The sequence below is a fragment of the Hymenobacter swuensis DY53 genome (assembly GCF_000576555.1).
Classification (GTDB): Bacteria; Bacteroidota; Bacteroidia; order Cytophagales; family Hymenobacteraceae; genus Hymenobacter; species Hymenobacter swuensis.
The window spans coordinates 2,588,941-2,612,968 of the sequence record NZ_CP007145.1 but is presented as its reverse complement, the minus strand read 5'-3'; the positions used below and the strand labels follow the sequence as shown (position 1 = coordinate 2,612,968).

Sequence of the window (24,028 nt, the reverse complement as noted above, 5' to 3'; positions counted from 1 at the left end):
CCAGCCAGAAAAGAGCAGATTTTTTCTGCACCGATAAGACGCTGATACCTTGCGTTTCTGGCCTGAAAGGTAAGGATGAAGACACAAGGTTCCCCGTGGAACATTTTTGCGTTCCACGATTTTACGCTACTATTTTATACCCTACAACAGCCCAAACCGTTTGCCCGGCAGGGCCTTCAGGATGCTGCGGAACTCCAGCCCCAGCAGGAGAGAAGCCACCTGATGCACTGGCTGCTGCGCTTTCCAGGCCAGCGTATCGAGGTGTTCCTCGCGGTTGGGGGCAGCCTGTAGCACCAGTAGCAGTTGCAACTCTTCTGGCGTAAAGTCCAGCGGGTCGTAGATAGTAGGGCTTTTGGGCTTGCCGGTTAGGTGCAGGACCAAGTCCCAGTTGAGAAGCTGCTCGATGTCGGCAGGCTCGGAGTACAGGGCGGCGCGGTTGGCCTTGATGAGGTCGTGGCAGCCTTCGGAAGCCGCCGAACCCAGTGGGCCGGGCACAGCCAGCACGTCCCGGTCGTAGTCCAGGGCCAGGTCGGCAGTGATAAGCGCGCCGCCTTTTTTAGCGGCTTCCACCACCACGGTGCCGTCTGAGAGGCCCGCAATAATTCTATTCCTCGACGGGAAGTTGTACTTGTCGGGCTGGGTGCCGAAGGAAAATTCGGTGAGCAGGCCGCCCTGGGCGAGCATCTTTTCGGCGGTTTTACGGTGCACGGCCGGGTAGAGCACATCCAAGCCGGTAGCCATGATGCCCACGGTTTCCAGTCCTTCCTGCAACGCGGCACGGTGAGCGGCAATATCGATGCCGTAGGCCAGTCCGCTGACGATGAGTGGCTTGTGTGGTATGATGCCCTTGATGATCCGCTCGGTTTGCTCGCGGCCGTAGTCGGTGGCCTGGCGGGTGCCTACGATGGCCAGGGTTTTAGGTTGGTTGAGGTCGGCGGTACCTTGGTAGTAGAGCAGGGCAGGAGCGTCGGGAATCTGTCTGAGGCGGGCCGGAAACTGCTTGCTGGTGTAAAACAGCAGTTGCACGCCGTCCTTCTCCGCCCGGCGCAGACTGGCCTCGGCCTGCCGCAACGCGTTGCCGCGTCCTGCACCGGTGAGAATGGCCGCTGTAGCCGGCCCCACGCCCGGAATCTTGAGCAGCTTACCCGGCGGCAGGTGCAGCACGTTCCTCGCCGAGCCCCCGTAGCTCATCAGCTGCCGCGTCAGCTGCGGCCCGATGTTGGGGAACAGCGTCAGGGCGACTTCGTGGAGCAGAGTATCGTTGGCACTGTTAATCTGAGGCATAAGTCTGATGTAGCAGTCAATTAAGTTTCTATGCTATTTCACAGAAGCAGTATCTACAGGCTGCCATGGAGCATGCAACAGCAGATCATCAGCTATAGGTTGACTCCACTGAAGGCCTGGCAAAAGCGGGGTGATAATAACCCGTCGTGGCTCGCCGCCCCATGGGGTATCAAGTAGCTGCTGAGCTACAATCCGACTCCCCCAACGGTAATGGATAGTATTTGTATGCCAAGTGTAGAAGTAATACGGAGTGCGTAACTGGGCGGCAAACACATCCTCGAAGATGAGAAGCATATAGCGAATATTCCTGAAGACATTATAGGTAGGATAACGAATGTATGACTTGATAGAATATGCCAATTGGAGGGCTAAAAGCGGCACCCAAAGCAGCCAGGGTATAGATTTCCAGAGCCACGGCAAAATCCTGGTAGATGTCCTGAGCCACTGTGTAGCTGGGATGACCAAGAACCAAAGGCCCCATCTGGGTAGATAGGTTAGCTGAATCGGGTTAAATTCTAGCGGAGTGAATGTGGTTAGCAGTACAAGTACTAAGCTGACTAACCAAATTGTTGTAATGAATTGATTGACGTGTTTTTCGCTGTAAATCAATTTATTAAGTAGCATAAATAATTGACATTCATTATGTTAATTGATCCTACTGCTGCGCCTTCCCAATAGCATCCAGCTCCTTCTTCATCGTCACCATGAACTTGCGGATTTTCTCCAGGCTCTGGATGACGTCGATTTTTTCCTTGAGCTGGGGGCCTTTCTGCTTGAGCATATCGCGGGCGCCGGGGATGGTATAGCCGCGCTCCTTCACCAGGTGGTAAATTGTGCGGAAAATATCCACGTCCTGGGGCGTGTAGAGGCGGTTGCCCTTCTTGCTTTTGCGCGGCCGCAACTCCTCAAACTCCGTCTCCCAGAACCGGATCAGCGACGGGGCCACGTTGAACTGGGCCGCCACCTCGCCGATGGTGAAGTACTGCTTCTCGATTTCGCGGTCTTTGTAGGGCATGATGTAGTAGTGAGGACTGAGTACAAAGTACTGAGTCGGTGCCGGAATACCGGCCGCTGAAACAATGTCTCATTACCCGGTACGCAATACTCAATACCTTTTACCTTTGCCGGCGGCGCAATTCCTGTTGATTGCGAAAAGTAGCCAAAATACCGGCTGCGGCCAATTTTACGAACCCTACGCGTCGCGGAGCCTGCTTCCGCGCTACTCTTATGTCACTCCCTACCGCCTCCCACGTCCGCCAGCAGTTCCTGGACTTCTTTGCCTCTAAAGGCCACCACATCGTGCCCTCGGCCCCCATTGTGGTGAAGGACGACCCCACGCTGCTGTTCATCAACTCGGGCATGGCCCCGTTCAAGGACTATTTCCTGGGCAACAAGCCCGCGCCCTTCAAGCGCATTGCCGACACCCAGAAGTGCCTGCGCGTGAGCGGCAAGCACAACGACCTGGAAGAGGTGGGTTACGATACCTACCACCACACCATGTTCGAGATGCTCGGCAACTGGTCGTTTGGGGATTACTTCAAGAAGGACGCCATTGCCTGGGCCTGGGAGCTGCTCACCGACGTGTACAAGCTGGAAAAGGACCGCCTCTACGTGACCTATTTTGAGGGTGACAAGGCCGACGGCACCTCTGCCGACACCGAAACCCAGGACCTCTGGCGCCAATACACCACCGACGACCGGATTCTGCCTGGCAACAAGAAGGACAACTTCTGGGAGATGGGCGACACGGGTCCGTGCGGCCCCTGCACCGAAATCCACATCGACCTGCGCTCCGAGGAGGAGCGGGCCCAGAAGCCCGGCCGTGAGCTGGTAAACGCTGACCACCCGCAGGTGGTGGAAATCTGGAATAACGTGTTCATGGAGTTCCAGCGCCTGGCCGATAAGAGCCTGATCAAGCTGCCCGAGCAGAGCGTGGACACCGGCATGGGCTTCGAGCGCCTGATGATGGCCGTGTCGGGCGTGAAGTCCAATTACGACACCGACGTATTTCAGCCGCTGATCAAGTTCATTGCCAATGAGGTAGGCCTGGAATACCACGGCACGGCCCCGGCCACCGTGAATGACCAGCCGGCCACCGAAAACGAGAAAACGGACATTGCCATCCGCGTTATTGCCGACCACATCCGCACCATCAGCTTCGCCATTTCCGATGGGCAGCTGCCGAGCAACGTGAAGGCCGGCTACGTGATTCGGCGGATTCTGCGTCGGGCCGTGCGCTACGCGTTTTCGTCGCTGGGCCAGAAGCAGCCCTTCCTCTACAAGATTGTGCCCGTGCTGGCCGACCAGATGGCCGGCATCTTCCCCGAGCTCAAGCAGCAGCAGCAGTTTGTGCAGCGCGTGGTGGAGGAAGAAGAAATTGCCTTCCTCAAAACCCTCGAAAACGGTCTGCGCCGCCTGGAAACCTTGGAAGAAGGCTTCCGCCAGAACGGCAGCCGTATCGACGGCAAAACCGCCTTCGAGCTGTCCGATACCTTCGGCTTCCCGCTCGACCTCACCGCCCTCATTGCCCGCGAAAAGGGTTTGAGCGTGGACGAGGAAGGCTTCAAGAAGGAGCTGGAGCAGCAGAAAAGCCGCAGCCGTAACGCCCAGGAAACCGAGCAGAGCGACTGGACCGTGGTGCGCGAATTCGAAGAGCAGCCCGCCTTCGTAGGCTACGACCAGGAGCAGGCCCTGGCCCGCATCCTGCGCTACCGCCGCACCGACCGCAAAGGCAAAACCGAGTACCAGGTGGTGCTCGACCAGACGCCGTTCTACGCCGAGTCGGGCGGGCAGATTGGCGACACCGGCTACCTGGAGTCGCCGCTGAGCAAGGTGCGCGTGCTCGACACGAAAAAGGAAAACGACCTCATCGTGCACACCGTGCTGGAGCTGCCCGAAGACCTCGACGCCGAGTTCACAGCCCGCTACGACCACGCCCGCCGCGCCCAGATTCAGCGCAACCACACCGCCACCCACCTGCTGCAGGCTGCCTTGCGCGAGGTGGTGGGCAGTCACGTGGCCCAGAAAGGCTCACTCGTGAACGAGAAGCTGCTGCGCTTCGACTTCTCGCACTTCACCAAAGTAACCGACGACCAGCTGCGTCAGGTGGAAACGCTGGTCAACGCCCGCATCCGGCAGCAGATTCCGCTGGATGAGCGCCGCAACGTGCCCATCAACGACGCCAAAGCCCTTGGGGCCACGGCCTTGTTTGGGGAGAAGTATGGCGAGTTCGTGCGCGTCATCACCTTCGACCGGGAGTTTTCGGTGGAGCTGTGCGGCGGCACCCACGTGCGCACCACCGGCGACATCGGCTTCTTCAAAATCACGAGTGAAAGCGCCGTGGGCGCGGGCGTGCGCCGCATTGAGGCCGTGACGGCCGAGGCCGCCGAAGCCTTCGTGAACCAGCAGCTGGACTTGCTGGCCCAGGTGCGCGAGGCCCTCGGCAACCCCCAGCACCTGATTCCCGGCATCGAGAAGCAGACCGAGGAAATTGCCACCCTGCGCAAGCAGATCGAAAACTTCGCTCAGCAGAGCATCAACCAGCAGAAAGACCAGCTGGTGGGCCAGGTGAAGGCCCTGCACGGCGTAAACTTCCTCGCCGCCCAGGTGCAGGCCACCTCGGCCGACGGCCTCAAAACCCTGGCCTTTAACCTCCGCCAGGCCGTGCCCAACCTCGTAGCCGTGCTCGGCGCCGAAATCGACGGTAAGCCCCAGCTGGCCGTGATGCTCGACGACGAGCTGGCCAAAGGCGGCAAGCTCAACGCCAGCACCCTGGTGCGTGAGCTGGCCAAGGAAATCCAGGGCGGTGGCGGCGGGCAGCCGTTCTTCGCCACGGCCGGTGGCAAGAACGCGGCCGGTTTGGGCGCCGCCATTGCCAAAGCCGAAGGCCTGATTGACGGGCTGCTGGCCGGGTAGACGCGGGCAGTAAATTCTGATTCCGAGGTGTAGCGCCCGGTTGTAATAAGTAGTAGCCTTGAGCTGCCTGTTACACCCGGGCGCTATTCATATATAAGCCCCAGTATTAAGAAGGCGGATGAAATATTTCTTACTCGTAGTTGGATTAGCTATTTCCGGTACTGCGTCAGCAGCGGACACACTGCCCGACAGCACAAAGATTACGCGTCAAATCGAATATCAGGACAAAGATGGCCACCGGCTGGCAGGGGCCGCCCGAGCGGCTTATCGGGTAGAAACCATTCTGGTTGATAGCCTCCGGGGCATGGAGAAAACGTACTATCTGCCCAGCGGTAAGCTGCTGTCGTTTGAGGGCTTCCTGAACCGCCGCCCCCGCGTGCGCCACGGGGCGTACATGGAATACCATACATCCGGGAAAATGCGCCTGCAGGAAAGCTACGTGCTGGGGCAGGGGCAGGGGCCGCGCCTCACGTACTACCCCACGGGCGTTCTGCGCCGCCGCGAACAGGTAGCCCCCGGTCAGCCCACGACGGGCGAGTGTTTCGGGCCCGACGGACAGGTGGTGCGTTATTTTCCCTACCAGCAAATGCCCGTATATCCTGGGGATACCGCAGTCCTGCTACGGGAATTGCAACAGAATATAAAGTATCCGCATGAGGCGTTGATAGCGCACGTGCAAGGTGTGGTTGTAGTGAAGTTTTTGGTGACTACTGAGGGCCGGGTAAAAGACATCCGGCCGGAACCGCCACCCGCCAACGCCGACGCTGATCTGAAGCGTGTGTATGGCTTTCTGCAGGAAGAAGCCGTGCAGGCAGTGCGCAAGCTGAAGCCGTTTGTCCCCGGCCGTCTGGATGGTGAGCTGGTTGAAACCGTCTACTCGGCTCCGGTTACTTTTAGCCTGGAGTAAGGCTTGTTGGCTCCATTCTTGAGTGTTTATGCGCTTTCAACGTACTGCGGACCGGCTGTTGCCTGGCTGCAGCAAGAGCGAGTATCTTTGACGCTTCGTTCTATCTTTCTACCGAAAATTCCGTGAAAAATTATGTAATGGCACTGGGGCTCACGCTCAGCAGCCTTGGCGCGCTGGCCCAGCAGGCAGCCACCGAAACCGCCACAAAAACTGAATATTTCGATAAAACGGATGCTGTTTTGCCTTCAGCAGAGGGCGCAGACTACCGTAAAGTGACGGAGCCAGATGCTTCGGGTGGGGGTACGGTACGCACGTTCTTTGTGAGTGGTAAGCCCCGTTCCCTTGCCGTGTACGAAGACCTTGACCGGCACATTGTCCATGGGACGAGTGAAGGGTGGTACGAGAGCGGTCAGCTCAGCTGGCGCTACCCCTATGAGCACGGTAAGGCAGTAGACCGGCACGAAAGTTTCTACCAGACCGGGCAGGTACAGTATCGTCAGTTGTATGTGGCCGGCAAGCGGGAAGGAGAGCTGGTGCTGTACTACCCCGATGGTACGCTCAAGCGTCAGGAAATGTACGTGGATAATGAGCGTACCACCGGCGTCTGTTATAACAACCAGGGGCAGGAAATTGCCTTTTCTGAGTACGAGGTGATGCCCGTTTTTCCGGGCGGACAGGAAGCATTACTGCGCTACATTGGTCAGAACACGCACTATCCCGGCAAGGCCCTGCGCCGGAATGTGCAGGGTAAGGTATTCGTTAAGTTTATAGTGGATACCACCGGCCAGGTGCAGCAGGTGATGGTGTCGAAAGGGGTTGACGCGTTATTGGATGCGGAGGCGTTGCGGGTGGTACAAGGCATTCCGAAATTCATACCAGGCCGCCAAGACGGCCGGCCGGTACGGGTGTATTTCACGGTGCCAATCACCTTTGCCATCAACAACACCCCCCTGTTCCGGCGGCGGCCACCCCAGACGCTCTAAGCCGGCGCTGCGGTAGCAACTGATACCCGAAGGCACTCAGTCCGGGCAGAAAGGCCAGTTGGTTGCACGATGGGCAACTGCTTTTTCTCGGACAGATAGTTTTATCTTGCGGCCCCGGCGGCCAACCCTGCCTGATTTCTCTATGGACGACAGCATCAAATCCAAATACCAGCCCGTCATCGGCCTCGAAGTACACGCCCAGCTGCTCACGCGCAGCAAAATGTACTCTTCCGACGAAAACGAGTACGGCGCTTTGCCTAATAACAACCTGAGCGTCATTACGCTGGGCCACCCCGGCACGCTGCCGCGCGTAAACTACTCGGCCGTGGAGTTTGCCATGAAAATGGGCCTGGCCACCAACTGCCACATCCGCCGCGACAACCTGTTTGCGCGCAAAAACTACTTCTACCCCGACCTGCCAAAGGGCTACCAAATCACCCAGGACAAAACCCCCATCTGCCACGACGGCCACGTGGATATCCGCCTGGGCGACGGCTCGGTGAAGAAAATCGGGGTGACGCGCATCCACATGGAGGAGGACGCGGGCAAGAGCATGCACCTGGCTGGCGAGGTGGAAACCCTCGTGGACCTGAACCGGGCCGGCGTGCCGCTCATCGAAATCGTGAGTGAGCCCGACATCCGCAACGCGGAGGAAGCCTACGCCTACCTGGCCGAAATCAAGAAGCTGGTGGAGTACCTGGGCATCTGCGACGGTAACATGGAGGAAGGCTCTTTACGCTGCGACGCCAACATTTCGGTGATGCGCAAGGACGCCACCGAGTTCGGCGTGAAGGTGGAGGTGAAGAATATGAACTCCTTCCGCAACGTGCAGCGGGCCATTGAGTACGAGATTGAGCGGCAGATTGCGCTGGTAGAAGCCGGCGAAATCATCGACTCCGAAACCCGTGGCTTCGACGCGGCTACCGGTACCACCAACGGCCAGCGCAGCAAGGAAACCATGAACGACTACCGGTACTTCCCGGAGCCGGACCTGCCGCCCGTAATAATTTCCGACGAGTGGCTGCACCGCGTACAGGCCGAGCTGCCGGCGCTGCCACAGCAGCTCTACGCCCGCTTCACCGGCGAGTTGGGCCTTTCGGACTACGATGCCACGGTGCTCACGGCCGAAAAGGAAGTGGCGCTCTACTTCGATGAGCTGACCCGCCTCACGCCCAACGCCAAAGCCGCCGCCAACTGGGTAACCGGACCGGTAAAAGCCTACCTCAATGAGCGGGCTCTCACCCTCGACCAGTTCCCGCTCACCACCCAGCACCTGGCCGATATCATTGGGCTCATTGACGACAACAAGGTGGGCCACTCGGTAGCCAGCAAGCAGCTGTTTCCGTTCCTGCTGGAAAACCCCACGCACACCGCCGCCGCTGCCGCCGAGGCCCAGGGCCTGCTCCAGCAGTCCGACGCCGGGGCGCTGGAAGCCATGATTCAGCAAGTGCTCGACGCCAACCCCGCCAAAGTGGCCGAGTACCGCGCCGGCAAAAAAAGCCTCACGGGCATGTTTATGGGCGAGCTGATGAAGCTCACCGGCGGCAAAGCCGACCCTAAAATGGCCAACCAACTCCTGCGTCAGAAGCTGGATGCCTAAACCGTTCTGAAACGACCAAAAAAAGCCACCAGCCGTTCGGCTGGTGGCTTTTTTTGGTATAGGAGCTGTTTAGAATGTTACCGCAGTCAGTAGAAACGTCATGCTCCGCATGACCGTTATTGGTACTTTGTTGCTGTTGCTGTTGCTGCTGGCGCGGCTGCTCCGGCAATGATGTGTCGCGGTTTTTTATCTGCAGCATCTATCTTCCCGCTCACCTCACCACCGGGTTGCTATGCGTTATGCTGCTTTTGGGTTTTTAGCCGTGCTCATGGGCTGCCAGCGGCCTTTGGCACCGGCCGCACCAACTACTGCGGCAACGGGTGCACTACCCGCCGCCCTGGTCTGGCGTGGCCCCGACTTTACCTTGTCCACGGCCGCTGGTCAGCCGTTCATGCTCAGCAGCCTGCGCGGCTGGTACGTGCTGCTTGATTTCTGGGCCATCGGGTGCGTACCCTGCGCGGCCGAAACCCCTAATCTGCGCAAACTCTACGGGCAGTTTCACTCGCGGGGGCTGGAAATCGTGCGCGTGTCGCTGGACGAGGACCCGGCCCGCTGGCACGAGGCCGTGGCCGCCGATACACTGGGGTGGCTCCACGTCTCGGACGGGCGGGGCCTACGCGGCGCGGCGGCCCGGGCCTACCGGGTCCGGACGCTGCCGTTCTCGGTACTGCTGAGTCCAGAGGGACAGGTGCTGGCTACCGATCTGTACGGCCGGGTCATGGGCCAGAAGATTTCCGGGTACATCCCGCTAGATTAAAGCGCGGCGGAAAGGGGAGTTTGTATATCGGTTTTATGGAATATATAGGGGGAAATGCACAGCTTCGCAGCCGTATTTCTTCTTTAACCCTATCTCATGCTTACTGCGTTATTTCCCTGGCTGCTGACGGCGGCCGTTGCGCCGCCTGCCTATGTACTGCAGGGCCAGCTGACCGGCGTACCGGCCGGTACGACTATCTACCTCACCCATTACCAGAGCGGCTGGCAGACGCTGGACTCGGCCACGGTGGACGCGGCGGGCCATTGTGAGCTGCGCGGGCAGCTGGCGGACCCCATTCTGGCCTCTTTGAAGGTAAGCGGGCAGAAGGTAATATACCAGCTGCCCCTGCACCCCGGCGACCAGCTCAGCTTCACGTTGGAGCAGGAGCCCCAAAAACAGTTTCTGCGGTTTAAAGCCCGGGGCTCGGTAGGCGTGGAACAATGGCAGCAGTTTCAGCAGGATATCTATCCGCAGATGTTCGGGGTGGCCCAGCTGCCGGCTAAAAACCGGGGCCTGCGGGAGTTGCGCGCCTTGGTGCGCCGCACGCCGGATACCTTTCTGGCAGCCTACCTCACCAAAAATTACCTCAGCCGCCAGGCCAGCCAGCAGGCATTTGTCGATTCTATGACCACGGTGCTGGCCCAGCGGCAACCGGCCCTGGCCGAAGCCCAGGCGCTGGCCACCCGCACCCACACGGCGGCCCTCACCGAAAAGGGCGGCGAACCGGCTCCAGATTTCACCCTGCCCACGGCCACCGGCCCCTCGTTCACGCTCAGCAGCCTGCGCGGCAAGTATGTGCTGGTTGATTTCTGGGCCAGCTGGTGCGGCCCCTGCCGCGCCGAAAACCCGCGTCTGCGTACCCTGTATCAGCAGTACCAGGCTAAGGGGCTGGAAATCGTGAGCGTATCGGTGGATGCGGACGGCGGCAAATGGCGCAAAGCTGTGGGGCAGGACCAGCTGCCCTGGACGCAGGTGCCGGATCTGAAAGGTTGGGACTCGCCGGCAGCGCAGCTCTACGGGGTGCTGGCCGTGCCCACCACTGTGCTCATTGCTCCCGATGGCCTTATCCTGTCGCGCAACCTGCGGGGGGAGGCGCTGGAGAAACGGTTGAGCAAACTGCTGCCGTAGCGCGGGGCGGCAGGTGAACTGAGGCGTGTGGGAAGTGGTTAGGGAGGAGGCGGGGCAATTCCGGCCAAAATCGGCAACTTGCGGCCCGTTTCCTCGTCTTTTGCCAAACCCCCGCCCATTATTCCGGCGGTCTGCTTTCTGAATGATGCACAAAATGAAGAGCCTGCTCTACCTGGGTGCCCTGCTGGGCATGGCCAATGCCTGCAATAAGAACACTACGCCCACTACCGGCGGCACCGATGCCACGGGGTACCAGCTCAATGGTCAACTCCAGAATGCTCCGGCTGGCACTAAGGTGTACCTGGCCGAACTGGGTGAAACCCAGTTTGTGTCGCGTGATACGGCCACGGTGGACGAGAAGGGCCAGTTTAAATTTGCCGGCACCCTGCCCGAAACCGGCCTTTATCAGGTGAAAACCTCCGACCAGAACCAAGCCCTGGTAGTGCTCGGCAACGGCAGTCGTCTGGAGCTGACCGGCGACGCGCAGAAGCTGGCCGCCACCTACGCCGTGAAAGGCTCCCCCGATTCGGAGCTGCTGCGCCAGGTAAACCAAGCCCTGCAAACCAGCCAGCAGCAGATGCAGCAACTGATGCCCCGCCTGGAGCAGCGGTACACCCAGGCCGCCCAGGCCGGCCGCCAGGACTCGATGCAGGCCATTCAGCGGCAGGCTGAGCTGGTGCAAAGCATGGGCCAGCGCGAAGTGGTTCGACTGGTGCGCCAGAATCCGGGCTCCATCGTGTCGGGCTTTGTGGTGAGCAGCGTGCTGAACCCCGATGAGAACTTCACGCTGGCCGATTCGGTGGCTACCCAACTAAAAACCAGCCAGCCTAACTCGCGCTACACCAAGGCCCTGGTGGCCCGCCTGGAGCCGCTGCGGGCTACCGCTGTTGGTACCACGGCCCCCGAAATCAGCCTGGCCGCCCCCGATGGGAAAGCCCTGCCGCTGACCAGCCTGCGCGGTAAGTATGTACTCATCGACTTCTGGGCCAGCTGGTGCGGCCCCTGCCGCCGCGAAAACCCCAATGTGGTGAAGGCCTACAACAAGTTCAAAGGCAAAGGCTTCGAAATCTACGGCGTGTCGTTTGATCAGGACCGCGCCAAGTGGCTCAAGGCTATTGAAGCCGACGGCCTCGTCTGGAAGCACGTTTCGGACCTGAAGGGCTGGGAGTCGGCCGCCGGCCAGACCTACGGCATCAAGTCCATTCCCGCCTCCATTCTGCTCGACCCCCAGGGCCGCATCATCGGTAAAAACCTGCGTGGTGAGGCATTGGAAGCTAAACTGGCTTCGGTGCTGAAGTAAGCAATGGCTGGATGGTTGAATGGCTTAACGAGAAACGGCCCGCGTCACTTCAGACGCGGGCCGTTTCTCGTTAAGCCATTCAACCATCACCCCAGAAACATCCGCTGCACGGCTTGCCAGAGCTGTTTTTTGCGGCCGGCGTCGTACTCCAGCATCTCAATTTCGCTGGCGCCGAGGAAGGCGGTGTCGCCGTAGAGGAGCACCGGCTCGTAGGGTTGGGTGGTGTACACGGCCACGTCGAGCAGATTTTTGCCAAAGGCCAGGAACTGTCGGGCGGCCAGGTGCTGGCGCAGGCTGCATAGGGCCACCGGAAACTTCTCGTGCTCCACGTTCACCAGTACCACGTCTTCCATCACCAGGCGCAGGGCCTTGAGCAGGTTATTGAGGAACACGTTGCGCGGTAGCTTGAGGAACTGCTCAGGCGACACGCGCACCAGAATCACCAGCCCCTGGGCGTTGCTGCCCAGCGTGGCAAACGGAATATGCGCCACCGGCGACTGAGTGGGTGTCGGCTGCACCCGGCCCGCCGGAGCGGGAGCCGCCGCCGGCAGCTGGGCCAGCGGCAGCGTCCCGAGCGGCTGCGCGACCGGTGCCGGCGCAGCAGGTTCTGCCGTTATCGGTTTCGGAGCGGGCAGGGGCGGTGTAGCAACGGGCGCGGCAACGGGCGGAGCCATCGGTGCCGGCGCGGGCACGGCGGGCCGGGGAGGAGCCGCCGGGGCCGGAGCCGCGGGCGGCCGAGGTGCCACCGGAAGCGGTGCGGGCGGCAGCTGAGCGCTAGCCGGCGCGGCTACGACTGGCGGTACGGGTTCGGCAGGGAGGGTGGCCGCCGCCACATGGCCGGCCTCCGGAGCTGCCGCATCGGGCTCGGGCACTACGTAGAGTGCGGTGCCGGTATAGAAGTTCTGAAAAAAGGCGAGCGTGGCGGCGGTATCCATCGGCAAAAGCAGGAAAGCAACAGAAGAAAAGCAGGCCGACGCAGAAGCCGGCGCGGCCGGGGTGTTATTCCAGCTCGAACAACGCTTTCAGCTCGGTGGCTTCGTGCGGGTTCATGCGGCCACCCAACACCAGGCGCAACTGACGACGGCGCAGGGCACCTTCGTACAGCGCAATTTCCTCCTCTGTTGACGGCACGGCGTCGGGCACGTCAATGGGGCGGCCCGATTGGTCGACGGCCACGAAGGTGAGAAAGGCCTCGTTGCTCTTAATTTTGGTGCCGCTCGGAATATCCTCGGCCCACACGTTGATGTGCACTTCCATGCTGGAGCTGAAGGAGCGCGTCACCTGAGACTCGAGCGTAACCACGCTGCCCAGCTTAATACCTTCCCGGAACGAGACGTTATCCACGGAGGCGGTTACCACAATGCGGTTGGAGTGGCGCTGGGCCGAAATGGCCGCGCATACGTCCATCAGGTGCATCATGCGGCCGCCCATGAGGTTATTAAGTGTATTGGTATCGTTGGGGAGCACCAGTTCGGTCATTCGGACGAACGAGTCTTGCACCGGCTTCTGTTTGCGCAGCATCAGGAAAAAAGGTCAGGTAGTACGGCCGCAAAGGTACGAGCTGAGTAACAGGTGAAATAAATTAAAGCACGTCATTCCGAGCGGAGTCGAGGAATGACGTGCTTTTTGTTGGCATTTATCTGCTCAACTCACCATTTCCACCATCTCACTGTTTGCCCCAGCCAGCCTGGCCCAACAACGGCACGAAGCGGAATTCTTCTAGCTCCTGGCGGGAGAATTCCTCCTCGCTTTCCCGTACTACCCGCATCATGCGCTGCGTGGTTTCATCGCCTACCGGAATGACCAGCGCCCCGCCCACGCGCAGCTGCCGCAGTAGCGGGCGGGGCAGCGTCGGGGAGCCGGCCGTCACCAGAATCTTGTCGAAGGGTGCGTGCTGGGGCAGGCCTAGGGAACCATCGCCACAAAACAGGTGGGGGGGGCGCTGCATGGCCATGAGGCGGCGGGCCGTGCGCTCAAACAGCACCTGGTTGTACTCGATGCTGAATACGTGGGGCGTAAGCTCCAGCAGCACGCTGCACTGGTAGCCCGAACCCGTCCCGATTTCCAGCACCCGGTCGGTAGGCCGCACCTGCAGCAGCTCCGTCTGGTAGGCCACGGTGTAGGGCTGCGAAATCGTCTGACCCTCGCCGATGGGGAAGGCTTTGTCCTGGTAAGCGTGGGGCTGAAAGGCCGCGTCGAAGAACAGGTGGCGCGGCACCACGCCGATGGCTGTCAGCACCCGCTCATCACGGATGCCTTTGCGGCGCAGCTCCTCCACCAGGGTGCGGCGCATTCCTCGATGACGGTACGTATCGGTGTGCATAAGCGGCAGGAAAAGGCGAAACCGGCAACCGAACGGCCCCGGCAAAAGCAAGCGGCCGTTCGGATAGCAGGGTTTTCCTACCTTTGCGCAACTCCGAAAAATGGCCCGCACGGGCTTTTCAAGGCCCGGCCAAAGCGTAAAACTACAGCTTAGGCCGCACAAAATCACCCCTGGTACCGGCCCGGCCGGTTAGTTCTTCTGCTCTTGATTCGTACTCTCCAAAAACTGAAGCTGATAGCCGCCGACTTCGGCGCGGCCCTGTTGGCGTGGGTATGTTTTTTTCTGCTCCGCAAGTACCTGCTGCGCGAAATCAGTGCCGAGTACCACTTTGCCGCCGACGCGGCTTTCCTCTCCGGCTCGGCCCTGATGATTGCCGCTTTCTGGACCGGCCTCTACGCGCTGCTGGGCGAGTACAACGACATTTTCCGTAAGTCGCGGCTGGCGGAAGTTATCCGGCTGGGCCGCGTTTCACTGCTGGGGGCCGTCCTGATTTTCTTTGTGCTACTGCTCGATGACCAGGGCGTGCAGAACTACCGGAGCTACTACAAAACCATTTCGGCCTACTTCCTGCTGCATTTTACCATCACAGCTGTGCTGCGCCTCTGGGCCGTGAGCAGCGTGCAGCGGCTGGTACGTGGGGGCGTTATTTCCTTTAATACCTTGCTGGTGGGTTCCGGGGCCCTAGCCCGCGACACGTTTCACGAGTTGCAGCGTACCGGCCGCCACCTGGGCCTGCAGCTGGTAGGCTTCACGCCCCTAGGCGATACGGTGGATGAAATGCTGGCTGCCGAGCTGCCGGCCCGGGGCTCGTACCGCCGCCTGCCGGCCCTCATCCGGGCCCTGCACGTAGAGCAGATTGTCATTGCAATTGAGCCCTCGGAACACCGCGTTATCGAGGAAATTCTGACGCTGCTGGAAGGCTCGCCCGTGCGCATCAGCATCCTGCCCGATCTGTATCAGATGCTGTTGGGCTCGGTGAAAGTGAGCCATGTATTCGGCACTCCGCTCATCGAAATCAAGCAGGATCTGCTGCCGCTCTGGCAGAAGGTGCTCAAGCGCCTGATTGACGTGGTTGCTTCCTGCCTGTTTCTGCTGCTGGCCTGGCCGGTGTACGCCTTCACGGCTATCATGGTGAGGTTGTCGTCGCCGGGGCCGGTATTTTACTCGCAGGAACGCATTGGGCGGTACGCGCAGCCGTTCCGCATCTATAAGTTTCGCTCCATGTACGTGGATGCCGAAAAGCAGGGCCCCGCCCTCAGCTCCGACCACGACCCGCGCATCACGCCCTGGGGCCGCTTCATGCGTAAGGTGCGCCTCGATGAGTTGCCCCAGTTCTGGAACGTCATCAAGGGCGACATGAGCATCGTGGGGCCGCGCCCGGAGCGCCGCTTCTTCATCGACCAGATTGTGCAGATTGCGCCCCACTACCGCCACCTGCACCGTGTGCGCCCCGGCCTCACCAGCCTCGGCCAAGTGAAGTACGGCTACGCCGAAACCGTGGCCCAGATGGTCGAGCGCCTCAAATTCGACATCCTATACATCGAAAATATGAGCTTGGCCATGGACTTCCGGGTGCTGCTCTACACGCTCAAAATCATTGTGGAGGGGCGAGGTAAGTAGGAGTTAATGTGCGGAATGCGGAGAATGTGCCGCTGTATTGCTCCCTCGCCCAATCTTAACCGCCCGTTTCAGGTTACACATGCCAGCACATTCCCCACATCTACCACATTCAACACATTGTAACCCGTGTTTACCGGCATCATTGAAACCCTCGGCACCATTACGGATGTACGCCGCGAAAACTCCAATATTCACTTCACCGTGCAGTCGGGCTTTGCCCAGGAGCTGAAAATCGACCAGAGCGTGGCCCACGACGGCGTGTGCCTGACGGTGGTGGCCGTGGACGGCATGGCCGGCACCCACGTCGTCACGGCCATCGACGAGACGCTGCAGAAAACCAACCTGAACGCCTGGGCGCCCGGCCGCCGCGTGAACCTGGAGCGGTGCCTCGCGGCCAACGGCCGCTTCGACGGTCACATCGTGCAGGGCCACGTGGACCTCACGGCCGAGTGCGAGTCGGTGGAGGACCAGAACGGCAGCTGGCTGTACCGGTTCCGCCACGCGCCCGGCCCCGGCCGCGTGACGGTGGAAAAAGGCTCCATCTGCATCAACGGCACCAGCCTCACCTGCTTCAACAGCACCGACGACGGCTTCTCCGTAGCCATCATTCCCTACACCTACGAGCACACCACCTTCCAGGACCTGCGCCCCGGCCACCAGGTAAACCTGGAGTTCGATATCGTGGGCAAGTACGTGGCCAAGCTGCTGGGGAAGTAGAAGATGGCCGCTTAGGCACGACACAGAACCATTCAGTGGCCTATTTGAGTAATTAGCTTAAGCGCCCTGCGCCGGCTACTAACAAGTGTGGTTAGCCGGCGCAGGGAGCTTTCAATATGAAATCAACTATAACGCGTGTGCGGAATGCCGTTACGTCGATATCTAGAAATAGCCCCGCTGTCCCAGCAACTCACGTATCTCCGCCGCTGGTGGATGGTGCTGGGTGTTATTGTATTGTTGGGATGGGTGGACATGCTGCTACGGTATTACCCACATTATGATTCGTATTCGGATTTTTCTAGGATATTCGGCCATTACGTACGTGCGGCCCGGCTTCACGCACTTGTGTACCTACTGTTATTTACTATTAGCTATACCGAAAAACGGGTGTTTTGGTGGATAGCAATTGGGGTTATTGCCAGCAAATTAGGAGCACTCTTACACTTCTATTTCTCTGAGGATTGGCACATACATTCTGTTTTTTATAACTCCGAATTGATGAATGTCTTCACCCACTTTCACTTGTATGGATTGGCTGGTATTTTCTTTGGTAATAACCCAGTTGCTGTATCTTTCCTGTCCACCGTATACCTGTACTGGCTTATCGGCTGCGTCCGGATGATTCGGCACCTGACCTACACTGCTGACGGTTCTGCCGAGCCGAACCAACGCACCGCCAGCCGCTCATAGGCCCAGGCGCAGAGCCAGGCCAGGCCGGAGCCGAGCAAAGCGCCGGCCAGCACATCGGAGGGGAAGTGGGCGGCCAGGTAGATGCGGCTGTAGCTCACCAGGCTGGCCCAGATGAACAGCATCCACTTGGCCACGCGGTAGCGGCGGGGCAATACCAGGGCTACAAACACGGCCAGGGCAAAGGAATTGGCCGCGTGCGAGGAAATAAAGCCGAACTGTCCGCCGCAGCCGTTCACCAAGTTCAGGGTGGCCGAGAGGTCGGGGTCGTGGCAGGGGCGCAGGCGGGCGAAGTAGGGCTTGAAGAAGCGGCTGGAGATGCCGTCGGCCAGGGCTACGCTCAGGCCCAGCAGCGGCACCAGCAGCCGGGCGCGGCGGCCGTACAGGTACGCCAGCACCACCAGCAGCACCAGGTAGGCCGGAAACCACACGAAGCGTTCCGTGAAAAACACCATCCACGCGTCCAGCTTGGGCGTGCGGTGGGAGTTGGCGGCTACCAGCAGCCAACGGTCCAGGGCATCGAGTTGCTTCAGCAAGCGGCGGTGGGCGGTTCGGTGAGCCAGTTCACGCCTTTGCGCAGCCACTGCTGGGTGTGCGCTTCGGGCGAGCCGGGCTCGGGTTGGAGGTTGTAGTGCCACTCGCACTGGGGCGGCAGGCTCATCAGGATGCTCTCGGTGCGGCCCCCGGTTTCCAGCCCGAAGCGCGTGCCCCGGTCGATGGCCAGGTTAAACTCGGCGTAGCGGCCCCGGCGCACCAGCTGCCATTGTTTCTGCTGCTCAGTGTAAGGCAGGTCGGCGTTGCGGCGCAGCAGCTCCGTGTAGGAGCGGCCGTACACCTCGGCCACGTCGCGCACAAAGGCGAACAGGCTGTCGGCGTCGGCCTCTTTGCCCACTAGCAGCCTATCGAAGAAGATGCCGCCGATGCCGCGCGTTTCCTGGCGGTGCGGAATGTAAAAGTATTCATCGGCCCACTGCTTGAACCGCTCGTAGTAGGCCGGGCTGTGGCGCTGGCACACCTCGGCAATCTGGGTGTGAAACCAGCGGGCCTGCTCCAGATCCACGTAAATCGGCGTCAGATCAAGTCCGCCGCCAAACCAAGCTTCGCCGTTGCCGGCCTCGAAGTAGCGCACGTTCATGTGCGAGATGGGCACCCGGGGACTGCGCGGGTGCTGCACCACCGATACGCCGGTGGCAAAGTAATTCGGGTCGGGCATGAGCAGCACGCGGGCGGCCTGCTCGCTCATCTGGCCCTCCACGGCCGAGAAATTCACCCCACCTTTCTCAATGATGGCGCCTTCGGTGAGGATGCGGCTGCGACCCCCGCCGCCGCTGTGGTGCTGCCAGGCGTCCTCACGGAAGCGGCCCGGCCCGTCGGTGGCTTCCAGTTGCTGGCAGAGCCAGTCCTGAAACTGGCGCATCCAGGCCTCCACGGTGTCGCGGAATCGGGGCTGCGCGGTGGGCGCGGGGAACGTGGTAGGGGCGGAGGTGAGCATAGAAAGCATAACAGCAGGGGTAAGTTCGGGACAAACTTCGGCCGGCAGAAGAAGCTAAAAACTGGCGAAAGTCAGCGCCGCTGCTGTTTTTGATTCGGTAAAGGTAAAGATTTCCCGTAGCTGCGCCGCCGGGCTGGCGGCGGCTAGCCGGCGGGCCGGTGGCCGCCGGCTGCTGTTGTGGCGTCGTTGTGCAGTCAGGAGCGTAAGGTAAATCTGCGCCGAATTCGTCCTGTTGGCTACCAGCCTCCTTCGGGCTGCCAGACTTATGCTCCACGTATTCGGGAAAAATCCCACCCGCAACATTCAGCGCCGGTTTCTCGGCCTTACCAACTACCAGAACGGCCGGTTCGAGAACCTGGGCGGCGTCAGCTTCCGGCCCACTGATGCGCCCATGGGCAAAATGCTGCGCGACTTTCTGCGCAAGCCCCGCACCGTCACGCCGTCCCGGCCGCTGCCCACCCTGCAAACCGATTTGCATCACCCGGCTTCGGAACTGCCCACCATCATCTGGTTTGGTCACTCTTCCTATCTGATTCAGGCCGATGGGCGCAACATCCTGGTAGATCCGGTATTCAGTGGGGCCGCTTCGCCGGTTTCCTTCGCTGTGAAGGCCTACCCCGGCTCCGATGCCTACCAGGTAGCTGATCTGCCGCCCATCGACGTGCTGGTGCTTACCCACGACCATTATGACCACCTCGACTACGCCACCGTGCGGGCGCTGCGCGAGAAAGTACAGCACGTTATTACGCCGCTGGGCGTGAGCGGGCACCTGCGGGCCTGGGGCTACGCGCCGGAGCAGCTTACGGAGCTGAACTGGCACGATACCGCCGAGCCGCTGCCGGGCGTACACCTCACCGCCACGCCGGCCCAGCATATGTCGGGCCGCAGCCTAGCCGCCCGCCAGACCCTCTGGGCCTCCTACGTGCTGGAGTTGCCCGGGGCGCGGCTGTTTCTGGGCGGGGATAGTGGCTACGGGCCGCACTTTCGGGCCATTGGGGAGCAGTACGGCCCGTTCGACGTGGCCCTGCTCGAAAACGGCCAGTACAACCTGAGCTGGCACGCCATCCACTGCCTGCCCGAAGAAACCGCTCGGGCAGCCCAAGATCTGGGCGCCAAGCTGCTGCTGCCGGTCCACTGGGCCAAGTTCACGCTGGCCTACCACCCCTGGAACGAGCCGATTCAGCTGGTTTTACAAGCCGCCGACGCCGCAGGGTTGCCCGTAACGGTGCCGCGCATCGGGGAGCCCTACACGCTGGGCACGCCGCCAAAACGGGAGGCGTGGTGGGCGTTTGATTAAGCTCTGTCTGAAAAGTCGGTCGAAGCTCGTTGAACATCATGCTGAGCTTGTCGAAGTATCTCTACCGCGTTGTCAGAGTTATTTAACAACGCGGTAGAGATACTTCGACAAGCTCAGCATGACCGTTTTGGCGTTTTCAGACCCAGTCTAATACTTTACTGGCATTCCGAACGCAGTGGGGAATCTGGGTCAGGTACCTATCGGGGCAGTTCAGAATCCTTACTGCATTCGGAATGAAAAAGCCAAAGGCTTACAGCACCTTCCGCAGCACCAGCAGTACCAGTGGCTCCGTCTGGCGCGGAATGCCGAACCGGGTATCGGTGGGGAAATCCACGGTTTCGCCGGTGGGCCGGAAGCCCAGCCGCTCGTACCAGGCCAACAGCTCCTGTCGCACCGAAATAACGGTGATGCGGATGCCGGTGCAGCTCTGGTGGCGGGCAAACTCCTCGGCCGCCGCCACCAACTGCCGGCCAATTCCCTGCGCCTGTCGCGTGGGCTCCACTGACAGCATGCCCAGGTACAAATCGTCCGCCTGGGGCTGCAGGAACACGCTGCCGATCAACTCACCGGCCTCGGTGCGAGCCAAGAGGAACGTGACGCCGGGCGTCTGGAGCTGGGTGCGCAGGTCGGCTTCGTCGGTGCGCTGGCCGGCCAGCAGGTGGGCTTCAGTGGTCCAGCCCTGCTCGGAGGCCTCGCCCCGGTAGGCGCGGTTGACGAGGTAGTTGAGGGCAGGCAGATCGGCTTCGGTGGCGGACGAGAAATGCAGGGGAGCAGGCATGGGACAAAAATACGGGGCTGGGCACGCTGTGCCAAAACAGGAGCTGTTCCTCGGAAAATGTACCGCTTCGTTTCTGGCAAAGGACGTTTCTGCAGGCTGTTAACTAAATCAGGCAAAGGAGTTTGGCAGAAACATCGTTTTTATTATCTGAATAAATACCACCCGCGCCTACTACCATGCAACGCCTGTACCCTGGTGTAGCTCCTGGGAACGTACATTTATAGCAACCATATCATGGCAAAAAAACAAACGGTTAGTGCGTTACTGCTGGGGCAGCTGGCCCTGGGGAGCATAGCCCGGGCACAGACGGCCCCCGTCACTGCCGGTCGTCCGGCTTACGTGCGCCTGGGGGTAGGTACGGCGCACGATATCTACGGCTATTACCCCTGTACTCGTCTGAGTGCGGAGTTTGCGCCGATGCTGAGCCGGAAAATCGGGTTAGCCAGTCGGGTAGTAGGCATAGTAGGCAAGCCTTCCTCTGGCCTCGAAACGCAACTGCCCAACCAGAACTACCGGGCCGGATATTTGGAGCAGGAAGTGGTGTTTTATCCTTTCGGCAACGACCACCGGGTGAATGTGGGGTTGGGGGCCGGCGGCTTTTTTGGGTATTATCGCCGGAACAGCAACTCCTACTTGCGGGGGGTAAACGGGCAGGTAACGGAGTATGAGCTGGCCTCTCAGAAAGGCTTTCACGGGGGGGGACTGTTGTCGCTGAATGTAGATGTGGCGTTGGGTGAAAAGCAGCAGTGGCGCGTGGGAGGCAAAGCCACCCTGCAAAACGGCATCAGCGGCAACACGCGTAGCTCGACGTATAGCCTCACGCTGGGCCGCCGCCTGTAGGTTAAGGCGAAAAGAAGTAGGTAGAAGACAACCCGGCAGTAGCACTCTGCCGGGTTTTTTTGCGGAGGACGGAGGCTTGCTTGGCACAGGGCTGCGCCTTCTTTCCTCATCACCGGCATTGCGTACCTTCGCCCCAGCACCCACCACCCGCACATGACTACTGAAACCGCTGTTTTGCCGGAAACTGAGTTTACTGCCCCCCGCCCCAATACGGAAACCCTGCGCCGGGCCTACCGCCTGATGCGTACTGCCGACGAGCTGGCCCGCCTCTACGAAGAAAATAAGGCCGTCACGGCCCGCTACGTACACGCCACCGCCCGGGGCCACGAGGCCATTCAACTGGCCGCCGCTTTTCACCTCGGCCCCCAGGATTACGCCGCGCCCTACTACCGCGACGATGCTATGCTGCTGGGCATGGGCCTGACACCCTACGAGCTGATGCTCCAGCTTATGGCTAAGCGCGACGACCCGTTCTCGGGCGGCCGCACGTATTATAGCCACCCCTCGTTGCGCCGGGCCGGTTTTCCCACCATCCCGCACCAAAGCTCCGCCACCGGCATGCAGGCCATTCCGGCCACCGGTGCCGCTCACGGCCTCAAGTACCTGGAAAGCCAAGGGCTGACGGCAATGAGTAATGAACAGTTGACAACTGCTGACCATCCCATTCCTCATTCCAACACAAAGCCGCTCGTAATCTGCTCCATCGGCGACGGGGCCATGACTGAAGGGGAAGTGGCTGAGGCCCTGCAGATGGCCGCGCTGCACCAGCTACCCATTATTTACCTAGTGCAGGACAACGACTGGGGTATTTCGGCTACCGGCCGCGAGATGCGCGCCATGGATGCCTACGAGTTTGCCGCCGGCTTTAAAGGGCTGCACCGATTGCAGTTCGACGGGGCCGATTTCCTGGCCAGCTACGCCGGGATGCAGCAGGCCGCCGATTACGTGCGCCAGCGCCGCGGCCCCGTGCTGGTGCATGCCAAGTGCCCGCTGCTGGGCCACCACACCAGCGGCGTGCGCCGCGAGTGGTACCGCGGCGACAACCTGGCCCAGCATACCCTCCAGGACCCGCTGCCGCGCTTCCATCAGCAGCTACTGGCGCTGGGCTTTGCCGAGGACGAGCTCCAGCAGCTGGCCGCCGAAGCCCGCGCCACTGTGCTGGCAGATTACGAGCGGGCCCTGGCTGCCCCCAACCCCGACCCGGCCACCTTTGCTGACCACGAGTTTGCGCCCGCCGCCGTAACTGAGGAATCCGGCGAGCGAAGCCCCGCCGGGGCTGATAAGGCCCTGATGGTGGACGCCGCTTTGCACGCCGTGGATGATATTCTGCGCGACTTTCCGGAGGCGCTGTTCTACGGCCAGGACGTGGGCGGCGAGCTGGGCGGCGTGTTCCGCGAGGCGGCCCTGCTGGCCAAAAAGTACGGCGACGCCCGCGTGTTCAACACCCCCATTCAGGAGGCCTACATTGTGGGCAGCACGGCCGGCATGAGCGCCGTGGGGGCCAAAGCCATTGTCGAAATTCAGTTTGCCGACTACGTCTGGCCCGGCCTCAACCAGCTGGTGGAAGAGCTCAGCAAGTCCTGCTACCTCTCCAACGGCCAGTTTCCGGTGCAAAGCCTGATTCGGATACCGGTGGGGGCGTACGGCGGGGGCGGCCCTTACCACTCGGGCTCCATTGAAAGCACCTTGCTCACCATTCGGGGCATCAAGGTGGTGTACCCCAGCAACGCGGCCGATATGAAAGGCCTCATGCGTGCCGCCTTTCTCGACCCCAACCCGGTGATTATGCTGGAGCACAAGGGCCTGTACTGGAGCAAAGTGGCCGGTACCGAAGACGCTAAAACCGTGGAGCCCGCCGCCGGCTACGTGCTGCCGCTCGGCAAAGCCGCCGTGGCCCAGGAAGCCGCCCCCGATAAGCTCCGCAACGGCGAAACCTGCGTGGTCATTACCTACGGCATGGGCGTACATTGGGCCAAAACCGCCAGCCGCCAATTTCCTGGTCAAGTAGAAATCCTGGATCTGCGTACCCTCAACCCGTTGGATTGGGAGGCGGTGCAGGCCGCCGTGCGCCGCCACGGTAAGGCGCTGGTGCTCACGGAGGAACCGTTGCTTAACTCGTTTGCCGAAAGCCTGGCCGGCCGTATTCAGCGCCACTGTTTCCGCCAGCTCGATGCGCCGGTCTTCACCTTGGGCGCGGCCAACCTGCCCGCCATTGCCCTTAACGTGGAGTTGGAAAAGCAAATGCTGCCCAACTCCGAGAAGGTAGCAGGGGTGCTTAATGAGTTGTTGGCATACTAGCTTTCCGTTGTGGCTATCGGCTGCTGGCGGTTAGCTTAAAATGACAAAGGGCGGCATTTCCAGTAATCGGAAGTGCCGCCCTTTTGGCAGTATAAAGGCGGA

The 24,028-nt window shown here is 60.7% G+C and carries 20 protein-coding genes; 12 read left to right on the top strand and 8 right to left on the bottom strand.

All coding sequences use genetic code 11. From position 1 onward, the window contains the following. Positions 1-141 precede the first annotated feature (141 nt). A complete protein-coding gene (gene dprA, locus HSW_RS12560) occupies positions 142-1,284 on the bottom strand; it encodes a DNA-processing protein DprA (protein WP_044002212.1) in 1,143 nt (380 codons plus the stop codon). Positions 1,285-1,939: 655 nt separating this feature from the next. Continuing rightward, positions 1,940-2,299, bottom strand: a complete 360-nt coding sequence (locus HSW_RS12555) for a MerR family transcriptional regulator (RefSeq protein ID WP_044002211.1) — start codon at positions 2,297-2,299, stop codon at positions 1,940-1,942. Between the two features lie 212 nt (positions 2,300-2,511). Here HSW_RS12555 and alaS point away from each other — a divergent pair, with 212 nt between their 5' ends. The 7 genes from alaS to HSW_RS12520 all read left to right on the top strand — a co-directional run bounded on the left by alaS (position 2,512) and on the right by HSW_RS12520 (position 11,874). Beyond that, positions 2,512-5,199 (top strand): alanine--tRNA ligase, encoded by a 2,688-nt coding sequence (alaS, locus tag HSW_RS12550; protein WP_044002210.1) that lies wholly within the window; start codon positions 2,512-2,514, stop codon positions 5,197-5,199. A gap of 304 nt (positions 5,200-5,503) precedes the next feature. Beyond that, entirely contained in the window at positions 5,504-6,106 is a 603-nt protein-coding gene (locus HSW_RS12545; RefSeq protein WP_197031871.1) for an energy transducer TonB, read from the top strand. Positions 6,107-6,228: 122 nt separating this feature from the next. Then, positions 6,229-7,089 (top strand): energy transducer TonB, encoded by an 861-nt coding sequence (locus tag HSW_RS22845; RefSeq protein WP_155832955.1) that lies wholly within the window; start codon positions 6,229-6,231, stop codon positions 7,087-7,089. A 142-nt stretch (positions 7,090-7,231) separates the two neighbouring features. After that, positions 7,232-8,689 carry an Asp-tRNA(Asn)/Glu-tRNA(Gln) amidotransferase subunit GatB gene (gene gatB / locus HSW_RS12535; RefSeq protein WP_044002208.1) on the top strand — a complete coding sequence of 486 codons (1,458 nt, stop codon included), beginning with the start codon at positions 7,232-7,234 and terminating at the stop codon, positions 8,687-8,689. A 232-nt stretch (positions 8,690-8,921) separates the two neighbouring features. Further along, entirely contained in the window at positions 8,922-9,446 is a 525-nt protein-coding gene (locus HSW_RS12530) for a peroxiredoxin family protein (protein WP_071883104.1), read from the top strand. 96 nt (positions 9,447-9,542) lie between these two features. Then, positions 9,543-10,574, top strand: coding sequence for a TlpA disulfide reductase family protein (locus tag HSW_RS22840; protein ID WP_052346401.1), 1,032 nt, complete (start codon positions 9,543-9,545; stop codon positions 10,572-10,574). A gap of 142 nt (positions 10,575-10,716) precedes the next feature. After that, positions 10,717-11,874, top strand: coding sequence for a TlpA disulfide reductase family protein (locus HSW_RS12520; RefSeq protein ID WP_052346400.1), 1,158 nt, complete (start codon positions 10,717-10,719; stop codon positions 11,872-11,874). Positions 11,875-11,960: 86 nt separating this feature from the next. On the opposite strand, the gene HSW_RS22835 is transcribed toward HSW_RS12520, so the two are convergent. From HSW_RS22835 to HSW_RS12500, 3 genes are all read right to left on the bottom strand, one after another. Then, the gene (locus tag HSW_RS22835; RefSeq protein ID WP_052346399.1) at positions 11,961-12,809 is read right to left on the bottom strand and encodes a hypothetical protein; all 849 of its coding nucleotides are present in this window, start codon (positions 12,807-12,809) and stop codon (positions 11,961-11,963) included. A 64-nt stretch (positions 12,810-12,873) separates the two neighbouring features. After that, a complete protein-coding gene (locus HSW_RS12505; RefSeq protein ID WP_044002206.1) occupies positions 12,874-13,395 on the bottom strand; it encodes an acyl-CoA thioesterase in 522 nt (173 codons plus the stop codon). 145 nt (positions 13,396-13,540) lie between these two features. After that, positions 13,541-14,197, bottom strand: coding sequence for a protein-L-isoaspartate(D-aspartate) O-methyltransferase (locus HSW_RS12500; RefSeq protein WP_044002205.1), 657 nt, complete (start codon positions 14,195-14,197; stop codon positions 13,541-13,543). 204 nt (positions 14,198-14,401) lie between these two features. Between HSW_RS12500 and HSW_RS12495 the strand changes: the two genes are divergently transcribed. Both HSW_RS12495 and HSW_RS12490 read left to right on the top strand, forming a co-directional pair. Continuing rightward, the gene (locus HSW_RS12495; protein WP_044002204.1) at positions 14,402-15,817 is read left to right on the top strand and encodes a sugar transferase; all 1,416 of its coding nucleotides are present in this window, start codon (positions 14,402-14,404) and stop codon (positions 15,815-15,817) included. Between the two features lie 126 nt (positions 15,818-15,943). Beyond that, a complete protein-coding gene (locus tag HSW_RS12490; protein WP_044002203.1) occupies positions 15,944-16,534 on the top strand; it encodes a riboflavin synthase in 591 nt (196 codons plus the stop codon). 635 nt (positions 16,535-17,169) lie between these two features. On the opposite strand, the gene HSW_RS12485 is transcribed toward HSW_RS12490, so the two are convergent. After that, positions 17,170-17,757, bottom strand: a complete 588-nt coding sequence (locus HSW_RS12485; RefSeq protein ID WP_044002202.1) for a phosphatase PAP2 family protein — start codon at positions 17,755-17,757, stop codon at positions 17,170-17,172. Continuing rightward, positions 17,751-18,722, bottom strand: a complete 972-nt coding sequence (gene hemF, locus HSW_RS12480) for an oxygen-dependent coproporphyrinogen oxidase (protein ID WP_081768396.1) — start codon at positions 18,720-18,722, stop codon at positions 17,751-17,753. Before hemF ends, HSW_RS12485 begins: the two co-directional genes overlap by 7 nt. Before the next feature lie 256 nt (positions 18,723-18,978). On the opposite strand from hemF, the gene HSW_RS12475 reads away from it, so the two are divergent. Next, positions 18,979-20,010 (top strand): MBL fold metallo-hydrolase, encoded by a 1,032-nt coding sequence (locus HSW_RS12475; protein ID WP_044002201.1) that lies wholly within the window; start codon positions 18,979-18,981, stop codon positions 20,008-20,010. A gap of 250 nt (positions 20,011-20,260) precedes the next feature. On the opposite strand, the gene HSW_RS12470 is transcribed toward HSW_RS12475, so the two are convergent. Next, positions 20,261-20,788, bottom strand: coding sequence for a GNAT family N-acetyltransferase (locus HSW_RS12470; RefSeq protein WP_044002200.1), 528 nt, complete (start codon positions 20,786-20,788; stop codon positions 20,261-20,263). Positions 20,789-21,022: 234 nt separating this feature from the next. Between HSW_RS12470 and HSW_RS12465 the strand changes: the two genes are divergently transcribed. Further along, complete coding sequence (locus HSW_RS12465) at positions 21,023-21,628, top strand: hypothetical protein (protein WP_044002199.1); 606 nt, start codon at positions 21,023-21,025, stop codon at positions 21,626-21,628. A 153-nt stretch (positions 21,629-21,781) separates the two neighbouring features. Then, a complete protein-coding gene (locus HSW_RS12460) occupies positions 21,782-23,926 on the top strand; it encodes an alpha-ketoacid dehydrogenase subunit alpha/beta (RefSeq protein ID WP_044002198.1) in 2,145 nt (714 codons plus the stop codon). Positions 23,927-24,028 lie beyond the last annotated feature (102 nt).

What these genes read in the sequence shown, in the direction of transcription:
- dprA (WP_044002212.1), bottom strand. Translation starts at nt 1,284, where the DNA reads ATGCCTCAGATTAACAGTGCCAACGATACTCTGCTCCACGAAGTCGCC.
- HSW_RS12555 (WP_044002211.1), bottom strand. Translation starts at nt 2,299, where the DNA reads ATGCCCTACAAAGACCGCGAAATCGAGAAGCAGTACTTCACCATCGGC.
- alaS (WP_044002210.1), top strand. Translation starts at nt 2,512, where the DNA reads ATGTCACTCCCTACCGCCTCCCACGTCCGCCAGCAGTTCCTGGACTTC.
- HSW_RS12545 (WP_197031871.1), top strand. Translation starts at nt 5,504, where the DNA reads ATGGAGAAAACGTACTATCTGCCCAGCGGTAAGCTGCTGTCGTTTGAG.
- gatB (WP_044002208.1), top strand. Translation starts at nt 7,232, where the DNA reads ATGGACGACAGCATCAAATCCAAATACCAGCCCGTCATCGGCCTCGAA.
- HSW_RS12530 (WP_071883104.1), top strand. Translation starts at nt 8,922, where the DNA reads ATGCGTTATGCTGCTTTTGGGTTTTTAGCCGTGCTCATGGGCTGCCAG.
- HSW_RS22840 (WP_052346401.1), top strand. Translation starts at nt 9,543, where the DNA reads ATGCTTACTGCGTTATTTCCCTGGCTGCTGACGGCGGCCGTTGCGCCG.
- HSW_RS12520 (WP_052346400.1), top strand. Translation starts at nt 10,717, where the DNA reads ATGATGCACAAAATGAAGAGCCTGCTCTACCTGGGTGCCCTGCTGGGC.
- HSW_RS22835 (WP_052346399.1), bottom strand. Translation starts at nt 12,809, where the DNA reads ATGGATACCGCCGCCACGCTCGCCTTTTTTCAGAACTTCTATACCGGC.
- HSW_RS12505 (WP_044002206.1), bottom strand. Translation starts at nt 13,395, where the DNA reads ATGCTGCGCAAACAGAAGCCGGTGCAAGACTCGTTCGTCCGAATGACC.
- HSW_RS12500 (WP_044002205.1), bottom strand. Translation starts at nt 14,197, where the DNA reads ATGCACACCGATACGTACCGTCATCGAGGAATGCGCCGCACCCTGGTG.
- hemF (WP_081768396.1), bottom strand. Translation starts at nt 18,722, where the DNA reads ATGCTTTCTATGCTCACCTCCGCCCCTACCACGTTCCCCGCGCCCACC.
- HSW_RS12475 (WP_044002201.1), top strand. Translation starts at nt 18,979, where the DNA reads ATGCTCCACGTATTCGGGAAAAATCCCACCCGCAACATTCAGCGCCGG.
- HSW_RS12470 (WP_044002200.1), bottom strand. Translation starts at nt 20,788, where the DNA reads ATGCCTGCTCCCCTGCATTTCTCGTCCGCCACCGAAGCCGATCTGCCT.
- HSW_RS12465 (WP_044002199.1), top strand. Translation starts at nt 21,023, where the DNA reads ATGGCAAAAAAACAAACGGTTAGTGCGTTACTGCTGGGGCAGCTGGCC.
- HSW_RS12460 (WP_044002198.1), top strand. Translation starts at nt 21,782, where the DNA reads ATGACTACTGAAACCGCTGTTTTGCCGGAAACTGAGTTTACTGCCCCC.